The organism is Pseudolysinimonas sp. (genome assembly GCF_057350545.1).
Map to the genome: position 1 here is coordinate 1 of NZ_JBMRCP010000014.1, position 16,062 is coordinate 16,062.

Consider the following 16,062-nt stretch of genomic DNA (forward strand, 5'->3'; position numbering starts at 1 on the left):
GCTCGAGGTCTCCGAGGCCGGCCCCGACGGCATCACCTACCTGCACGCAGCATCCGCACGACGTGCTCGTCGGTCGCGGTCGCGCCCACGTTGATGTCGACGACGAACAGCACGGCGTCGGCGAGGTCGATCGCGACCTCCGCCTGCGCGGCGGCCGCGGCATTGAGGCCGCGCGCGTCGGGCTCCCAGCCGCCGGTGTCGACGACCGTGAACCGACGGTCGTTCCACTCCGACTTGTAGGAGACGCGGTCGCGCGTGACGCCCGGCACGTCCTCGACGACGGCCTCGCGGCGGCCGATGATGCGGTTGACGAGCGCCGACTTGCCGACGTTCGGACGCCCGACGATCGCGAGCACCGGCAACGCCGGCAGGTAGACGATCCCGTCGGGACCGGCGCCGACCGCCTCGAGCAGTTCGAGGTCCTCGGTGTCGAGGTCGTAGTCGTCGAGCCCCGCGCGCAACGACGCGGCACGCTGCTCGGCGACGTCGTCATCGATCGCCTCGAGTCGCGCGGTCAACTCGGGGTCGAGTTCGGCGTCGACCTCGTCGTCGGGAAGATCGGGAGTGCTGTCGGTGGTCATCGTGAAGCCTCCACGAGGTCGAGAACAGCCTGCACGGTCTGTTCGAAGTCGAGATGCGTCGAGTCCAGGGTCGTCACACCCGGAGCAGCGGTCAAGAAGTCGACCACCGCGGCATCCTTGCGGTCTCGGTCGCGCAGCTGCTGCGCGGTCGACGCCTGGTCGGGCGCGAGTTCGCGGGAGCGTCGCGCGATGCGGACATCCTCGTCGGCGGTGAGGAGGATGCGCACGTCGGCATCCGGCGCCACGACGGTCGTGATGTCGCGGCCTTCCACGACGATACCGGCCTCGCGGCTCGCGGCGATCGTCGCGCGGAACATCTCGGTCAGCGCAGTGCGCACCTGCGGGATGCGCGCGATGTCGCTCACGACGGCGGTGATGCGCGGTTCGCGGATCGCCGTGGTGACGTCGGTGTCTCCGACGAAGACGTGCGTGCCGTCAGCGCCGATCACCGTGCGGTACCCGAGGTGGTCGACGAGGGTGATCACGGCGTGGGCATCCGACGGGTCGACGTCGCGCTCGAGCACGAGCCAGGTGAGTGCCCGGTACGCGGCGCCGGTGTCGAGGAACTCGAATCCGAGCCGGGCCGCGGCGGCGCGACTCACGCTCGACTTGCCGCTGCCCGCCGGCCCGTCGACGGCGACGACCGTACCCTGGATGTCGATCATCGGTCCTCCCCCAGTGACCAGCCGCGCGCGGTGAGCGCCTCGGCGAGGGCGTGCGCCTTCTCTGGCAATACGGCGATCTCGGCGAATCCCACCTGGGCTCCCGGCGAGTGCTCGAGACGGAGGTCTTCCATGTTGACGTCCTCCTCGCCGATCTCGGTCAGCAGTCGGGCGAGCTCGCCGGGGGTGTCGGCGACCTTCACGACGAGCGTCGCGAAGCGCTGATCGCGGCCGTGCTTGCCCGGGATGCGCGCCACGCCCTGATTGCCGCGCGTGAGCGTCATCGCGAGGCGGCTCGGGGCGCCGGGAGCATCGGGGTCGTCGAGCGCGGCGATCACGCCGTCGAGGTCGTCGCGGAACGCGCGCAGCACCTCCCCGACCGGCGCGGCATTCGCGCCGAGGATCTGGATCCACAGCTCGGGGTCGCTCGCGGCGATGCGGGTCGTGTCACGCAGGCCCTGGCCGGCGAGCGACGGCACCGCCTCCGCGGCTCCGAGCAGTCGCGCGGCGAGCAGCGACGACACCACCTGGGGCACGTGCGAGATGAGCGCCACGCCGCGGTCGTGCTCCTCGGGCGTCATGCGCACCGGCACGGCACCGAGGTCGACGGCGAGGTTCTCGAGAGCGAAGAACTGATCGTTGGTGTTTCCGCCGTGCGGGGTCAGCACCCACGGACGACCGAGGAAGATGTCGGCGCGCGCCGACATCGCTCCCCCGCGTTCGCGGCCCGCCATCGGATGCGAACCCAGGTAGCGCGTCACGTCGGCCCCGCGGGACTCGAGGTCGGCGAGGATGGCGCCCTTGACGCTCGCGACATCCGTCACGAGCGCGCGCGGGAAAGCGGCGAGCTCCGCCGCGACGAGCTCGGCGGTCGAGTCGGGCGAGACGGCGACGACGACGATCGCCGGGTCGTCGCCCTCGGCGGCGGCCCGACCGGCGCCGTAGTCGATCGCGAGACGCAGCGCCGCCGGCGAACGGTTGGCGAGCACGACGTCGACCCCGACCGCCCGCAGGCCGAGACCGATGCTCGTGCCGAGAAGGCCGGTGCCGACGACGCGCACCTGACCGGTGGTACGGGCGGCATTCATCGGATTCAGTCCTGGGAGGTGGAAGACGGAGGAGACGAGGAGGGCGTGCGCGCGAGCGTCAGCAACTGACCCAACTCCAGCTTACCGAGTTCGCGGCTGCGGCCCGACGCGAGGGTGCCGAGGTGCAGCGGACCGAACTGCCGGCGCACGAGCTCCTGCACCGGGTGACCGACGGCATCCAACATGCGCCGCACGATGCGGTTGCGACCCGAGTGCAGGGTGAGCTCGACGATGCTCAGACCGCGCGACGCCTCGCCGACGAGCCGGGCGCGGTCGGCGTGGATCGGCCCGTCATCGAGCTCGAAGCCGTCGCGCAGCTTCTTGAGAGTCGGCGGCAGCACGACACCTTTCACCGTGGCGATATAGGTCTTCTCGACACCGAACGACGGGTGCGCGAGCACCTGGGCGAGCTCGCCGTCGTTCGTGAGCAGCAGCAGCCCGCTCGTGTCGGAGTCGAGACGGCCGACGTTGAACAGCCGCTCCTCGTACTCCGCCGTGAACTCGCGCAGGTCGCGGCGGCCCTGCTCGTCGGACATCGTCGAGACGACGCCGGTGGGCTTGTTGAGCATGACGTACCGCCGGGTGACGTCGAGCTGGATGGCGACCCCGTCGACCGCCACCTTGTCGACGGTCGGGTCGATCCGCGAGCCCAACTCGGTGACCACGACGCCGTTGACCTCGACGCGACCCTCGACGATGTACTGCTCGCACACGCGACGGGAGGCGACACCCGCCGCCGCGAGCACCTTCTGGAGTCGCTCTCCGTCGGTGCGTTCCGGGGTCGGCACGTCGTTCACAGGTCGTCGAAGCCGTCGCTGCCGTCCGACAGCAGGGGCGAGATCGGGGGGAGCTCCTCGATCGAGTTGATGCCGAGCGAGGTGAGCAGGAGCGGCGAGGTCTCGTAGTGGATGGCGCCCGTCTCGTTGTCGGTGTACGCCTCCTGGATGAGCCCGCGCCCGAGCAGCGTGCGCACGACGGAGTCGACGTTGACCGCCCGGATGGCGGCGACGGCGCCGCGACTGATCGGCTGCTTGTAGGCGATCACGGCGAGGGTCTCGAGCGCCGCCTGCGAGAGCTTCGTCGGGTTCTGCGCGAGCACGAACTCCTTGACGACGTCGTCGTACGCGGCGCGCACGTAGATGCGCCATCCGCCGCCGACCTCGCGCAACTCGAAGCCGCGCACCGGCCCCCCGGTCGCACCGTCGTAGTCGGCGACGAGCCGCTCGACCGACTGCCGCACCGCCGCGATGGGCGAACTGAGCGCCGTGGCGAGGCTCACGAGCGGCATCGGCTCGTCGGCGACCATGAGGATCGCTTCGAGGGCGCGCTCGAGGTCGACGGGGGCGCGGGGAGTCTCGTCGGAGGTCTCGTCGGGGGTGGTGTCGGCGACCTCGCCGACGACCGTGCTGTGTTCAGGCGTCATGCCGAGTCCTTAAGAGTCATAGTCGGCTCCCAGACTGGCGAGCGATTCGTCGGACCAGTGCTGCGCCGACCAGGTGAGGGTGAGCTCGCCGAGCGGCTCGAGCTGCTCGAAGGTGATCGCGGCGTGGCGGTACAACTCGAGCACGGCGAGGAAGCGCGCGACGACGACTCCGCGCTGATCCGCCCCCGCGATGAGCTGCCGGAAGCTCACGGCGCCGCCCTGCCGCAGCATCGCCACGACGTGTGCCGCCTGCTCGCGGATGCTGACGAGCGGCGCGTGCAGGTGGTCGAGTCCGACGACGGGGATCTCACGCGGCGTGAAGGCGAGCATCGCGAGCGCCGCGAAGTCGTGCAGGCTCAGCGTCCAGACGAGCTCGGGCGACTGCTTGCGGTACTTCTCTTCGAGACGCACCGACCGCACGTGGCGCGTCGCCTCCGCCTCCAGGCCGCGGGCGAACCACGCGGCCGCCTCCTTGAACGCGCGGTACTGCAGCAGGCGCGCGAAGAGCAGGTCGCGCGCTTCGAGCAGCGCGACGTCCTCGGCATCCACGAGCTCGCCCTGCGGAAGGAGGCCGGCGACCTTGAGGTCGAGGAGGGTCGCGGCGACGACGAGGAACTCGCTCGCCTGATCCAGTTCGTCCGGACCGGTCAACCCGCGCAGGTACGCGATGAACTCGTCGGTGACCTTGCTCAGCGAGACCTCGGTGATGTCGAGCTCGTGCTTCGTGATGAGCGACAGCAGCAGGTCGAAGGGACCCTCGAAGTTGGAGAGCGTGAGCCGGAAGCCCGCGGGCGCGGTCTCGAGGTCGGCGGCGCCCTCGGGCGTCGACTCGACGGGGGCGTCGTCGATCGCCACCGGAGCATCACCCATGGAGGTCGAGCTTAGTTGCCGCAGACCGCGCGGCTCGCGCGGGTAGGGTCGAAGCGAAGGAGTCTCCATGCCGCATCGGGCCAACCGCACATTCGTCTCGAACTCGGACGCGCTCACCGCGTGGACACCGCTTGCGCGCGACGTGCTGCTCGAGACCGCCCGCGGCTACCACGCGACGATCGGCGCCGACGCCCTCGCCCAGGCCGTGCAGACCCGCAGCGGCATCGTCGCCGACCAACCCGCCGACACCTGGATCGGCAAGCTCCTCGACCGCGTCGCCCTGGACGCCGAAAAGCGCGGGGAGCCGCCGCTCGCCGCGCTGTGCCCGCGGTCGGATGACTCCGCTGCCGACGCGACGGCCCGGCTCGCGTGCTACCGCGCGTATGCGGATGACCTGCCGGCCGACGGCGGTCAGCCGGGCATCATCTTCCACGTCGCTCCCGCGCGCCGTCCGCGAACCACGGGCACCCGAGCCCCGGCCGAGCGCCGACCGGTCACACCGGCCCACCAGCTGCGCGAGGTCACCTGCACGAGCTGCTGGATGATCGTGCCCGCGCGGGAGGCCTGCACGAGCTGCGGCGCCCCGCTCCCCGCGGTCTGAACCCCGCTGCGCGCATCGGGCTTCGGCGGATCAGGCGACGGCGCCGCGCGCGACGAGCTCGCGGGCGAGTTGCCGATAGGAGTCCGTCACCGAGTGCTCCGGCGCGAAGATCGTCACGGGCTCGGCGGCGACCGAGGCATCGGGCAGCTTCACGCTGCGGCCGATGACGGTCTCGAGCACCTGGGGGCCGAACGCCTCGACGACCCGCTGCAGCACCTCGCGCGAGTGGAGGGTGCGGGCGTCGTACATCGTCGCGAGGATGCCGTCGAGCCGGATCGCCGGGTTCAAGCGGTCGCGCACCTTCTCGATCGTCTCGACGAGGAGTGCGACGCCGCGGAGCGCGAAGTACTCGCACTCGAGCGGGATCAGCACACCGTGCGCCGCGGTGAGGGCGTTGATCGTCAACAGCCCGAGCGACGGCTGGCAGTCGATGAGGATGACGTCGTACTTGTCGGACACCTGGCGCAGCACACGGGCGAGGATCTGCTCGCGCGCGACCTCGTTGACGAGATGCACCTCGGCGGCCGAGAGGTCGATGTTCGCCGGGATCACGTCGAGCCCAGGCGTCGACGTCGGCTGGATGCAGTCGACCGCCGCCGTGTTCGAGCCGAGCAGCAGCTCGTAGATCGTCGGCACGTCGTGCGTCTGCACCCCGAGACCCGCGCTCAGGGCGCCCTGCGGGTCGAAGTCGATCGCGAGCACCCGCCGGCCGTACTCGGCGAGCGTTGCTCCGAGGTTGATCGAGGTCGTCGTCTTGCCGACGCCGCCCTTCTGGTTGCAGAGGGCGATGATGCGCGCGGGGCCGTGCGTGGCGAGCGGGACGGGCTGCGCGAAGAAGGTCGCCGGTCGCCCCGTCGGGCCGAGTTGCGGAGCCTCGAGGCCCGGCAGCTCGGTGACGTCCTCCCGATGCCCCACCATGGCCCGAGTGTACGTCGCGGCCTTCCGCGTGACACGCCGAAACGCGCCCGAGGTAGACAGGTTCGGCTCTAGCTCAAGCTGAGCTTGAAGGTGATCTCCACCGCGTTCGGCAACGATCACCGGGCGCGAGGATGCGCCGTCACGTACATGTCGCGGAGGGCGTCCGCCGTCACGCGCGTGTAGATCTGGGTCGTCGCGACGCTCGCGTGCCCGAGGAGCTCCTGCACGACGCGGACATCCGCCCCGCCCTGCAGCAGGTGCGTGGCGAACGAGTGGCGCAGGCTGTGCGGTGAGAGGTCGACGTCGAGCTTCGCCCGCTCGGCGGCCGCCCGCAGCAGCAGCCACGCGTTCTGTCGCGACAACCGCGCGCCGCGCACACCCAGGAACAGCGCCGGCGTCGCCATGCCGCGCACCGAGAGCAGCGGACGCGAGCGCACGAGGTAGGCGTCGAGAGCGGCACGCGCATAACTGCCGACCGGGACGAGTCTCTGCTTGCCGCCCTTACCGAACAGCCGAACGACCTCGGCCGTGCCCTCCTCCCCCGTCAGGTCGTCGACGTTGAGCGCAACCGCCTCCGACACGCGGGCCCCTGTCGCGTAGAGCAGCTCGAGCAGCGCGCGATCGCGGAGTGACGCCGGCTCATCGCCCGCGGTCGCCGCGAGCAACGCCTCGACCTGCGCGATCGTGAGCGCCTTCGGCAGCCGGTCGGGGAGCTTGGGCGCAACGAGTTCGAGCGCGGGATCGGTGGGGATCCGGCCTTCGTCGACGAGGAAGCGCGTGAACCCGCGCACGCTCGACAGGGTGCGCGCGACCGACGACGCGGCGAGCGGGGCGTCGCCGTCACGGAGCCCGCGCGCGAACGCCGTGACGTGCTCGGGAGTGACCGCGCCGGCATCCCGGATTCCCTCGGCTCCGAGCTCGTCGAGCAGCCGCGTCAGGTCACGGCGGTAGGCCGCGAGCGTGTGCGGTGAGCGGCCCCGCTCGATCGCGAGATGCCGGAGGTAGCGGTCGAGCTCGACGGCGAGATCAGCCGTCGGCTGCGGATCCACGCCGGGCCTGGAGGGTGAGCAGCGCGATCATCAGCGGCGCGTTGCGGAGATGACCGGCCCGCACAGCGTCGAGTGCCTCGTCGAGGTCGACCCAACGCAGCACGATCTCGGCCTCCTCGTCGGTGCGGTCGTGTACCTCGGGTGCCGCGGAAAGGCCGCGTGCCTCGAAGATCGTGATGACCTCGTTGCTGCCGCCGGGCGAGGAGAAGAAACTCGTCAGCTCGGTCCACTCGGCGGCGACGAGGTCGGCCTCCTCCGCGAGTTCGCGCTGCGCGGCCTCGAGCGTCGGCTCGCCGGGCACGTCGAGCAATCCCGCCGGCAGCTCCCAGTCGCGCGTGCCGATCGGCTGGCGGTACTGGTTGATCAGCAGCACTCGCCCGTCGTCGTCGATCGCGGCGACCGCGACCGCCCCCGTGTGCGCCATGTATTCGCGCACCATCCACGCTCCGCCGAAGGCCACCGTGTCGCGCACGATGTCCCACACGCGCCCCTCGAAGACTGTCTCCCGCTCGAGGAGAGGCGCAGCGTCGACGAGGTCGGCGAGCAAGCCGGTGGGCAGGTCGTCGAAGCCGGTCACGCCTCGGCCTCGACGGCCGCCAGGTTCCCCTCGCCGGCGGCGCCCACCTCGGCAGCGTCCACCTCGAACAGCCGCGACGCGCTCTGCCGCTCGAGGGCCGCGCCGATGAGTCCTTGGAAGAGCGGGTGGGCGCGATTCGGGCGCGAGCGCAGCTCGGGGTGCGCCTGCGTCGCGACGTAGAACGGGTGCACGTCACGCGGCAGCTCGACATACTCCACGAGGGACGCGTCGGGCGACAGGCCCGAGAACGAGAGACCGGCCGCGGCGATGCGATCGCGGTAGGTGTTGTTGACCTCGTACCGGTGGCGGTGGCGCTCGGATGCCGAAGGGGCACCGTAGAGCTCTTCGACGATCGAGCCGGGCGTGAACTTCGCCTCGTACAGCCCGAGGCGCATCGTGCCGCCGAGTTCGCCCTTCTCGAGGAGCTCGACCTGCTCGGCCATCGTCGCGATGACGGGGAACCGGGTGTCGGGGTCGAACTCGCTCGACGACGCATCGGTGAGGCCGACGACGTCGCGCGCGTACTCGATGACCATGCACTGCAGGCCGAGGCAGATGCCGAGCGTCGGGATCTTGTTCTCGCGCGCGAACCGCAGCGCCCCGAGCTTCCCTTCGATGCCGCGCACGCCGAACCCACCGGGCACGAGGATGCCGTCGACGTCGGCGAGGGCCGCCGCGGCGCCCTCGGGGGTCTCGCACAGGTCGGACGCGACCCACTTCACGACGACCTTGCTCTCGTGGGCGAATCCGCCCGCCTTGAGTGCTTCCGTGACCGAGAGGTACGCGTCGGGCATGTCGATGTACTTGCCGACGAGGCCGATCGTGAGCTCGTGCTTCGGGTCGTGCACCGTCTTCAGCAGGTCCTGCCAGCCGTCCCACTGCACCGGCCCGGCCGGCAGGTGCAGCTGCTCGATGATGTACGCGTCGAGGTCCTGCTCGTGGAGCATGGTCGGGATGTCGTAGATGCTCGCGACGTCGATCGCGTTCACGACGGCGCGCTCCTCGACATCGCACATGAGGGCGATCTTGCGCCGGTTGCCCTCGGAGACCGGACGATCGCTGCGCAGCACGAGGGCATCCGGCTGGATGCCGATGGACCGCAGAGCCGCGACCGAGTGCTGCGTCGGCTTCGTCTTCTGCTCCCCCGAGGCGCCCATGAACGGCACGAGACTCACGTGCACGAAGAAGACGTTCTGCCGCCCGAGCTCGTGGCGCACCTGGCGGGCCGACTCGATGAACGGCAGGCTCTCGATGTCGCCGACCGTGCCGCCGATCTCGGTGATGATCACATCGGGCGCCGCGGTGCCGTCGGTGGGCGGCTCGGCCTGCAGCCGCATGCGGCGCTTGATCTCATCGGTGATGTGCGGGATGACCTGCACCGTGTCGCCGAGGTACTCGCCGTGGCGCTCACGCTCGATGACGCGCGAGTAGATCTGCCCCGTGGTGACGTTGGCGGCCTGGTCGAGATTGATGTCGAGGAAACGCTCGTAGTGGCCGATGTCGAGATCGGTCTCGGCGCCGTCGTCGGTGACGAACACCTCGCCGTGCTGGAACGGATTCATCGTGCCGGGATCGACGTTGAGATACGGATCGAGCTTCTGCATCTTCACGTGCAGACCGCGAGCCGTGAGCAGATTGCCCAACGAGGCCGCCGTGAGGCCCTTACCCAGGGAGGAGACGACTCCTCCGGTGACGAAGATGTGCTTGGTACGGACCGGTCCCGAAGAGATCACCACGGGGTTTCAGCGTATCCCAGGTTGGTCACGCTGCGCTGTGACACGCGCGCGCTCCTCGCGTTCCGGGATCAACTCCATCGGCCGTGCGCCTGTTCGAGCAGTTCGCGGGCGTGCGCCAGCGCGTGCTCGGAGTCGGGCGACCCCGACAGCAACCGCGCCATCTCCTGCGCGCGGTCGTCGGCGTGCACGAGTCGCACATTGCTCGTCGTGACCGCGCCGTCGGTGCCCTTCTCGACGACGAGGTGGTTCGAGGCGAACGCGGCGACCTGGGCGAGGTGGGTGACGACGATCACCTGGGAACCCTCGGCGAGGCGAGCGAGCCGGCGCCCGATCTCGGTTGCGCTCGCGCCGCCGACGCCCGCGTCCACCTCGTCGAAGACGAACGTCGGCACCGGATCGGAGCCGGCCAGCACGACCTCGATCGCGAGCATGACGCGGGAGAGCTCACCCCCCGAGGCGCCTTTGCCGAGTGGGCGCGGCTCGGCCCCGGGATGCGGCTGCAGCAGAAGGCTCACCTGGTCGTGCCCGGTGAGCGTCAACTCGCGCTCGACGACCTCGATCGTGAGGCGCGCGTCAGGCATCGCGAGAGCGTGCAACTCGTCGGAGACAGCCGCCTCGAGACGCGTCGCGGCCTCGCGCCGCAGTTCGGAGAGCCGACCGGCGAGTTCACGCACGCGCGCGAGTCCCGCGTCGACCTCGTCACCGAGTCGCTCGATGCGGTCGGCGTCGCCGTCGAGCTCGAGCAGGCGGGTACTGCCCGTCTCGAGCTGGTCGACGACGTCGTCGAGCGTCGGGCCGTAGCGACGGACGAGGGCGTTGAGGGTCGCGCGGCGCTCCTGGATGACCTCGAGCTCTCGGGCGCCGTCGGCGTCGAGCGACCCGAGGTAACTCGACAGCGCGCCGGAGATCTCGGCCAGCGCGAAAGACGCCGCTGCCAGCTGCTCGCCGATCGGCACGAGCGCCGGGTCGTGTCCCACGACGCGGTCGAGCGCGCGGCGTGCGGCGTCGACGAGGGCCGTCGCGTCGGGGCTGCCCGACACCGACGTGTCGCCGAGCTGCGTCGACACCGCCTCTCGCGCCTCGGTCGCCGCGATGCGGAGGTCTTCGAGGTTGGTGAGTCGTTCGGCCTGCTCGGCGAGGAGCACATCTTCGCCCCGCTGCGGCGCCGCCTCCTCGATCTCGGCCATCGCGGCGCGGAGGTCGTCGGCTTCGCGGGCGCGACGGTCGCGTTCGGCGATGAGGAGATCGAGTTCGGCGCGATCGGTCTGCCAGCGCTGGAAGGCATCCTGGTAATCGCCGAGAACGGCCGCGAACCCGCCGCCCGCGTACCGGTCGAGCGCCTCGCGCTGCGCCACCGGCGACTTGAGCCGGAGCTGCTCGGACTGTCCGTGCACGACGACGAGGTGCGGCCCGAGCTCGGCCAGCACGCCGACCGGGGCGGCGCGGCCGCCGACGCTCGCGCGGCTGCGCCCATCGGAGCCCACCGAACGTCCGAGCACGAGGTGGGCACGCCCCGGCGACCCCGCCTCGGCCGAGGCGATGTCGACGTCGCCACCGGCGTCCCGCACGCGGTCGGCGACGGCGCCCTCGGCCGCGACCTCCCAGTGCCCCTCGACGACCGCCTGCGCGCTGCCCGAACGCACCGCGCCGCTGTCTCCGCGCTCCCCGAGCAGGAGCCCGAGCGCCGTCACGACCATCGTCTTGCCCGCCCCGGTCTCGCCGGTGAGAGCCGTGAATCCCGGGCCGAGGGGCAGGCGCGCCTCGCCGATGACGCCGAGATCGCGGATCGAGATCTCTTCGATCATCCGGACACGCGTCCCTCGGTCGCGTCGGTCGCGGTCGGACCGCGCCATCCGGCAACCGGCAACTCGAACTTGTTGACCAGTCGCTCGGCGAACGGACGCGGGCTGAGTCGGGCCAGGCGCACGGGGATCGGCGACCGCCGGACGACGACCCGCGCGGCCGGCGGAAGCTCGAACGTGCGGCGCCCGTCGGCCCACAGCACGCCCGCGCCTGGGGTGCGGCGCAGCAGCTCGACCGCGAGCGAGGACTCCGGGCCGACGACGAGCGGGCGCGCGAAGAGCGCATGCGCCGAGAGCGGAACCATGAGCAGTGCCTCGACGGTCGGCCAGACGACGGGCCCGCCGGCCGAGAACGAGTACGCGGTCGAGCCGGTCGGCGTCGACATGACGACGCCGTCGCAGCCGAACGTCGAGATCGGTCGACCGTCGACCTCGATCGCGACCTCCATCGAACGCTCGCGGCTCGCCTTCTCGACCGAGGCCTCGTTGAGCGCCCAAGTCTCGTAGACCACTTCCGCGTCGACCTTGACCCGCACCGAGATCGTCATGCGCTCCTCGACGACGTAGTCGCGCGCGAGGGCGCGCTCGACCGTCTCACGGAGGTCTTCGCGCTCGGCCTCGGCGAGGAAGCCGACGTGGCCGAGGTTCACGCCGAGCAGCGGGGCGTCGCAGCCGCGGGCGAGCTCGGCCGCACGCAGGATGGTGCCGTCGCCGCCGAGCACGATGACGAGCTCGAGGTCGTTCTTCTCGACATCGGTGCCGAGCATCGCGACCGGCGCCAGGTCGGGAGCCGCCGTCAGCAGATCGCGGTGCTCGTCGGGTGAGAGCACCGGTGTGATGCCGGCCGCGATGAGCTGACGGCACACCTCGACGCCGGCCTCGAGCGACTCGGATCGTCCGGTGTGGGCCACGACGAGGAGGTGGCGGTGCGTGCTCACAGAACTCCTCGGTCGTCGATGCGGGCGTCGGGGCGGGACGTCACGGCAGCGCGGCGATCGCGCTCTCCCATTCTGGTGGATCGGCTCCGACAGCGGGACGCGCCCAGAGCAGATACTCCTGATTGCCGTTCGTGCCGAGCACTGGGGAGGGGATGATTCCCGACGTGGCGACTCCCGCATCCCAGAGCGCCCAAACGACGCCGCTCACGGCATCCTGACGCAGCCGCGCATCGCGCACGATGCCCTCGCGCACGCCCTGTCGGCCGACCTCGAACTGCGGCTTGACGAGCAGCACGAGCTCGGCGCCCGGCGCGCTCGCGACGACGGCGGGGATGACGTGGCCCAGCGAGATGAAGGAGAGGTCGGCGACGACGAGGTGCGGCGTCTCGGTCGTGCCCGCGACCGCGGCGAGCTGCGCGGCGTCGAGCGTGCGTGCGTTGACCCCTTCAACCACGCGCACTCGGCGGTCATCTCGCACCACGGTGGCGAGTTGGCCGTGCCCGACGTCGAGAGCGATGACCTCCCGCGCCCCCCGCTCGAGCAGCACCTGGGTGAAACCGCCGGTCGACGCTCCGAGATCGAGCGCGAGACTCCCCGCCGGGTCGACCGGGAACGCGTCGAGCGCCGCGACGAGCTTGAGGGCCGCACGACTCACGTACCGGTTCTCGCCCTCGATCGCGAGCTCGGCATCCGCGCCGACCTTGAACGCGGACTTGACGACCGCCCTGCCGTCCACGGTCACCCTGCCCTCCTCGATCGCGACGACCGCCAGGGCGCGCGAGCGGGCGAGCCCCCGGCGCACGAGCTCGGCGTCGAGACGCGCGGAGTCCGTCATCGGGGCGTCACCACGGAGCTCAGGAGCCGGGCCGAGCGTCGCCCGAATCGAGGGTCGCCTTGAGTTCGTCGTAGACCTGCGCGAGCTGCTCGGCACGCGACTCGAGCGGCTGATCCTCGATGACCTTGAGCCGCGAGAGGAGGGCGTCGGAGTCGTCGGTCATGATCCCCACGATAGCTGCGACGCGTACAGCTCGGGCGCGATCTCGAGCGCGTAGATCGGCACACCGGCCCCCCAGACCGCCGCAGTCGCGGCACGCAGGACGTCGATGGGTGAGCCCGCACGGTCGAGCGTCACGGCGCGACCCTCGTGACGCACGACGGCCTTGCCGACCGTCACGAGCCTCGCACCGCGGGCCGTCTTCTCGCTCGCGACCGGGTACGGGACGAAGAGGTCGCGCAGATCCTCGAGCAGGAAGACGGGCCGGGCGTCGGGCTCGGCCGCGAGCACCTGCTTCGGACCGTCGATCCCCGTGAGCACGAGGGCGGACGCCATCCCTGCGCGGTTGGCTCCGAGGATGTCGGTGTCGAGCCGGTCGCCGACGACGAGCGGATGCGTCGCGCCGAAGCGCGTCGACGCGGCGTCGAAGATCGCGAGCTCCGGCTTGCCCGCCACGACGGGGAGGCGCCCGACGGCGGTGTGCACGGCCGACACGAGAGTGCCGTTGCCGGGCGCCGTGCCACGGGCCTGTGGAATCGTCCAGTCGGTGTTCGTGGCGACCCACGGAATGCCCTCGCCGCCCGCCGGCGCTCGGAGCGCGAAGGCGGCTTCGGCGAGGTCGGTCCAGGCGACGTGCGGGGCGAACCCTTGGATGACGGCGGCCGGATCATCGTCGGCCGACCGCACCACGACGAACCCGGCACGCTCGACCTCGGACGTGAGACCTTCGCCGCCCACGACGAGGATGCGGCTACCCGGCTCCGCGAGGTCGGCGAGCAGCTTCACCGCGGCCTGTGGCGACGTCACGACGTCGCTCGGCGCCACCGTGAGGCCGAGGTCGGTGAGATGGCCCGCGACGGTCGCATCCGTGCGCGACGCATTGTTGGTCAGATAGCCGACGCGCAGTCGATGTTGCGCGCGGTTGAGACTGTCGACCGCGTGCGGGATGGCGAGCTCGCCCCGGTAGACGACGCCGTCGAGATCGGCCAAGAGCACATCGACCCCGTGGAGCGGAGCACCCTTCGGCAGTCTCTCAGTGGGCATCCGGATCCCAGTCCTCGTCGATGATCTCGACGGTGTCCTCACCGTCCGGGATGGCGGCGCGCTCGAGAGCGATCGTCGCGCGGTCGGAGCGCTGCCACCACTGTTCCGCCTCGTCCTCGCGACCGAGGTCTTCGAGCACGGTCGCATAGGCGTCGAAGAGCGCGGGACTCCACGAGAAGGCCCGCTCCGGGTCGAGGTGCGGGATCTGCAGCTCGACGAGCGCCGCCTCCGGCTGACCCAGGTCGAGACGAGCGCCCGACATCGCGATCGCGAGCGCGACCTGGACCGCAGGATCGAGCGTCGCCCGCGGGACGGAGCGTCCGAGCTCGAGCGCCTTCTCGGGGCGACCGATACCGCGCTCGCTGTCGACCATGAGCGGGAGCTGATCGTCCTTCCCCGACAACCTACGGTAGGTGCGGAGTTCGCGCAGTGCCAGTTCGAACGCGCCGATCGCGTATGCGGTGATGCCCACCGACTCGCGCACGACGGCGATCCGGCCGGCGCGACGACCTGCCGCGAGGGCGTGCTGGTGGGCGAGCTCGGGATTCTCGTCGATGAGCGCCCCCGCCATCACGAGGTGACGCGCGACCCAGTCGGCGTTGTCCTTGCTCAGCGTCTTGAGTTCGGCCCGAGCGCCACGGTCGAGCTGGTTCGCAGCGACCGTCTCGGGGATCTCGGGATCGTCGTGACGCGGACGGGACTCGTCGTCGTCGGCACGCGGCCGCGGCGGCCGAGCGTCGCGATCGAAGGGCGCTCGAGCACCGGAGAGGCGGCGGTCGCCGTCCGTCGCCCGCCGCGCGAACGGCTTGCGTTCCCCGTCGGCAGGCTTGCGCGTGTACGGCTTCCGCTCACCGTCAGCCGGCTTGCGGTCGTACGGCTTCCGCTCGCCGTCAGCCGGCTTGCGGTCGTACGGCTTCCGCTCACCGTCAGCAGGCTTGCGGTCGTAAGGCTTCCGCTCACCATCAGCAGGCTTACGGTCATGCGGCTTCCGCTCACCATCAGCCGGCTTACGGTCATACGGCTTCCGCTCACCATCAGCCGGCTTACGGTCATACGGCTTCCGCTCACCATCAGCCGGTTTGCGCTCGAAGGCCTTCTTGCCAGGCTGGGAGTCACGGGGCTTCCGCGCTCCAGCGCCGCCCCCGGACGGAGTTCTGTCGGTCCGCGGCTTCGGGCGGCGCGACGACGGATCGCTCATCGGGACTCCTGGCAGTTCGGTGTTCGCGGTGGCTGTTAACGAAGAAAGGGGCTACCCGAATGACGGGTAGCCCCTTTCTGAAAGAAGTCCGGCGGTGTCCTACTCTCCCACAGGGTCGCCCCTGCAGTACCATCGGCGCTGTTGGTCTTAGCTTCCGGGTTCGGAATGTAACCGGGCGTTTCCCCAACGCTATGGCCGCCGTAACACTATTGACTTGCATGTCGAATCAATAAATCTGCGGACTCTTGCGAGTCTGCTCTCGACCGTACGTCAAGAGCTACAAGTGGACGCGAGACATCAGCAAAACTGATGTTATCAAGTTATCGGCTTATTAGTACCGGTCAGCTCCATGGGTCTTTAGTCCCCACTTCCACATCCGGCCTATCAACCCAGTAATCTAGCTGGGAGCCTCTCCCCCTAAGGGATGGAAATCTCATCTTGAAGCTGGCTTCCCGCTTAGATGCTTTCAGCGGTTATCCATTCCGAACGTAGCTAATCAGCGGTGCTCTTGGCAGAACAACTGACACACCAGAGGTTCGTCCAACCCGGTCCTCTCGTACTAGGGTCAGATCCTCTCAAAC

The 16,062-nt window shown here is 70.4% G+C and carries 16 protein-coding genes, 2 rRNA genes and 1 pseudogene; 1 reads left to right on the forward strand and 18 read right to left on the reverse strand.

Translation table 11 applies throughout. The features are described from left to right. Positions 1 to 44 precede the first annotated feature (44 nt). From ACO1X9_RS01780 to ACO1X9_RS01805, 6 genes and pseudogenes are all read right to left on the reverse strand, one after another. Positions 45 to 581, reverse strand: a pseudogene (locus tag ACO1X9_RS01780) (GTPase); the annotation flags it as partial. After that, a complete protein-coding gene (cmk, locus tag ACO1X9_RS01785) occupies positions 578 to 1,246 on the reverse strand; it encodes a (d)CMP kinase (RefSeq protein WP_486349119.1) in 669 nt (222 codons plus the stop codon). The gene cmk and the pseudogene ACO1X9_RS01780, both read right to left, overlap by 4 nt. After that, positions 1,243 to 2,331: a prephenate dehydrogenase gene (locus ACO1X9_RS01790; RefSeq protein WP_486349120.1), complete on the reverse strand. Its 1,089-nt coding sequence runs from the start codon at positions 2,329 to 2,331 to the stop codon at positions 1,243 to 1,245. The genes cmk and ACO1X9_RS01790 overlap by 4 nt, the downstream gene beginning before the upstream one ends. Before the next feature lie 5 nt (positions 2,332 to 2,336). Further along, entirely contained in the window at positions 2,337 to 3,119 is a 783-nt protein-coding gene (locus ACO1X9_RS01795) for a pseudouridine synthase (RefSeq protein ID WP_486349121.1), read from the reverse strand. 5 nt (positions 3,120 to 3,124) lie between these two features. Beyond that, complete coding sequence (gene scpB / locus ACO1X9_RS01800) at positions 3,125 to 3,754, reverse strand: SMC-Scp complex subunit ScpB (RefSeq protein WP_486349122.1); 630 nt, start codon at positions 3,752 to 3,754, stop codon at positions 3,125 to 3,127. Positions 3,755 to 3,763: 9 nt separating this feature from the next. Beyond that, positions 3,764 to 4,624, reverse strand: a complete 861-nt coding sequence (locus ACO1X9_RS01805; protein WP_486349123.1) for a segregation and condensation protein A — start codon at positions 4,622 to 4,624, stop codon at positions 3,764 to 3,766. 67 nt (positions 4,625 to 4,691) lie between these two features. On the opposite strand from ACO1X9_RS01805, the gene ACO1X9_RS01810 reads away from it, so the two are divergent. Beyond that, complete coding sequence (locus ACO1X9_RS01810; protein ID WP_486349124.1) at positions 4,692 to 5,225, forward strand: hypothetical protein; 534 nt, start codon at positions 4,692 to 4,694, stop codon at positions 5,223 to 5,225. A gap of 30 nt (positions 5,226 to 5,255) precedes the next feature. Here ACO1X9_RS01810 and ACO1X9_RS01815 read toward each other — a convergent pair whose 3' ends face one another. From ACO1X9_RS01815 to ACO1X9_RS01870, 12 genes are all read right to left on the reverse strand, one after another. Further along, positions 5,256 to 6,143 (reverse strand): ParA family protein, encoded by an 888-nt coding sequence (locus ACO1X9_RS01815; protein ID WP_486349125.1) that lies wholly within the window; start codon positions 6,141 to 6,143, stop codon positions 5,256 to 5,258. Between the two features lie 116 nt (positions 6,144 to 6,259). Next, positions 6,260 to 7,192, reverse strand: a complete 933-nt coding sequence (locus tag ACO1X9_RS01820) for a site-specific tyrosine recombinase XerD (RefSeq protein WP_486349126.1) — start codon at positions 7,190 to 7,192, stop codon at positions 6,260 to 6,262. Then, positions 7,170 to 7,769: an NUDIX domain-containing protein gene (locus ACO1X9_RS01825; RefSeq protein ID WP_486349127.1), complete on the reverse strand. Its 600-nt coding sequence runs from the start codon at positions 7,767 to 7,769 to the stop codon at positions 7,170 to 7,172. Before ACO1X9_RS01825 ends, ACO1X9_RS01820 begins: the two co-directional genes overlap by 23 nt. Further along, a complete protein-coding gene (gene pyrG / locus ACO1X9_RS01830) occupies positions 7,766 to 9,505 on the reverse strand; it encodes a CTP synthase (RefSeq protein ID WP_486349128.1) in 1,740 nt (579 codons plus the stop codon). The genes ACO1X9_RS01825 and pyrG overlap by 4 nt, the downstream gene beginning before the upstream one ends. A 68-nt stretch (positions 9,506 to 9,573) precedes the next feature. Continuing rightward, a complete protein-coding gene (recN, locus tag ACO1X9_RS01835; protein WP_486349129.1) occupies positions 9,574 to 11,310 on the reverse strand; it encodes a DNA repair protein RecN in 1,737 nt (578 codons plus the stop codon). Then, entirely contained in the window at positions 11,307 to 12,245 is a 939-nt protein-coding gene (locus tag ACO1X9_RS01840) for an NAD kinase (RefSeq protein ID WP_486349130.1), read from the reverse strand. Before ACO1X9_RS01840 ends, recN begins: the two co-directional genes overlap by 4 nt. A gap of 40 nt (positions 12,246 to 12,285) precedes the next feature. Further along, on the reverse strand, positions 12,286 to 13,080 hold the full coding sequence (locus ACO1X9_RS01845) for a TlyA family RNA methyltransferase (protein WP_486349131.1): 795 nt from the start codon (positions 13,078 to 13,080) through the stop codon (positions 12,286 to 12,288). A gap of 19 nt (positions 13,081 to 13,099) precedes the next feature. Next, the gene (locus tag ACO1X9_RS01850) at positions 13,100 to 13,243 is read right to left on the reverse strand and encodes a hypothetical protein (protein WP_486349132.1); all 144 of its coding nucleotides are present in this window, start codon (positions 13,241 to 13,243) and stop codon (positions 13,100 to 13,102) included. Further along, the gene (locus ACO1X9_RS01855) at positions 13,240 to 14,283 is read right to left on the reverse strand and encodes an HAD-IIA family hydrolase (RefSeq protein ID WP_486349133.1); all 1,044 of its coding nucleotides are present in this window, start codon (positions 14,281 to 14,283) and stop codon (positions 13,240 to 13,242) included. The genes ACO1X9_RS01850 and ACO1X9_RS01855 overlap by 4 nt, the downstream gene beginning before the upstream one ends. Beyond that, positions 14,273 to 15,481 carry a hypothetical protein gene (locus ACO1X9_RS01860; protein ID WP_486349134.1) on the reverse strand — a complete coding sequence of 403 codons (1,209 nt, stop codon included), beginning with the start codon at positions 15,479 to 15,481 and terminating at the stop codon, positions 14,273 to 14,275. Before ACO1X9_RS01860 ends, ACO1X9_RS01855 begins: the two co-directional genes overlap by 11 nt. Positions 15,482 to 15,567: 86 nt before the next feature. Then, positions 15,568 to 15,684 (reverse strand): 5S ribosomal RNA (gene rrf / locus ACO1X9_RS01865). A 108-nt stretch (positions 15,685 to 15,792) separates the two neighbouring features. Continuing rightward, positions 15,793 to 16,062: ribosomal RNA gene (locus ACO1X9_RS01870) — 23S ribosomal RNA — on the reverse strand; the annotation flags it as partial.

Coding starts and splice junctions, on each gene's coding strand:
- cmk (WP_486349119.1), bottom strand. CDS start 1,246: ATGATCGACATCCAGGGTACGGTCGTCGCCGTCGACGGGCCGGCGGGC.
- ACO1X9_RS01790 (WP_486349120.1), bottom strand. CDS start 2,331: ATGAATGCCGCCCGTACCACCGGTCAGGTGCGCGTCGTCGGCACCGGC.
- scpB (WP_486349122.1), bottom strand. CDS start 3,754: ATGACGCCTGAACACAGCACGGTCGTCGGCGAGGTCGCCGACACCACC.
- ACO1X9_RS01805 (WP_486349123.1), bottom strand. CDS start 4,624: ATGGGTGATGCTCCGGTGGCGATCGACGACGCCCCCGTCGAGTCGACG.
- ACO1X9_RS01810 (WP_486349124.1), top strand. CDS start 4,692: ATGCCGCATCGGGCCAACCGCACATTCGTCTCGAACTCGGACGCGCTC.
- ACO1X9_RS01815 (WP_486349125.1), bottom strand. CDS start 6,143: ATGGTGGGGCATCGGGAGGACGTCACCGAGCTGCCGGGCCTCGAGGCT.
- recN (WP_486349129.1), bottom strand. CDS start 11,310: ATGATCGAAGAGATCTCGATCCGCGATCTCGGCGTCATCGGCGAGGCG.
- ACO1X9_RS01845 (WP_486349131.1), bottom strand. CDS start 13,080: ATGACGGACTCCGCGCGTCTCGACGCCGAGCTCGTGCGCCGGGGGCTC.
- ACO1X9_RS01850 (WP_486349132.1), bottom strand. CDS start 13,243: ATGACCGACGACTCCGACGCCCTCCTCTCGCGGCTCAAGGTCATCGAG.
- ACO1X9_RS01855 (WP_486349133.1), bottom strand. CDS start 14,283: ATGCCCACTGAGAGACTGCCGAAGGGTGCTCCGCTCCACGGGGTCGAT.
- ACO1X9_RS01860 (WP_486349134.1), bottom strand. CDS start 15,481: ATGAGCGATCCGTCGTCGCGCCGCCCGAAGCCGCGGACCGACAGAACT.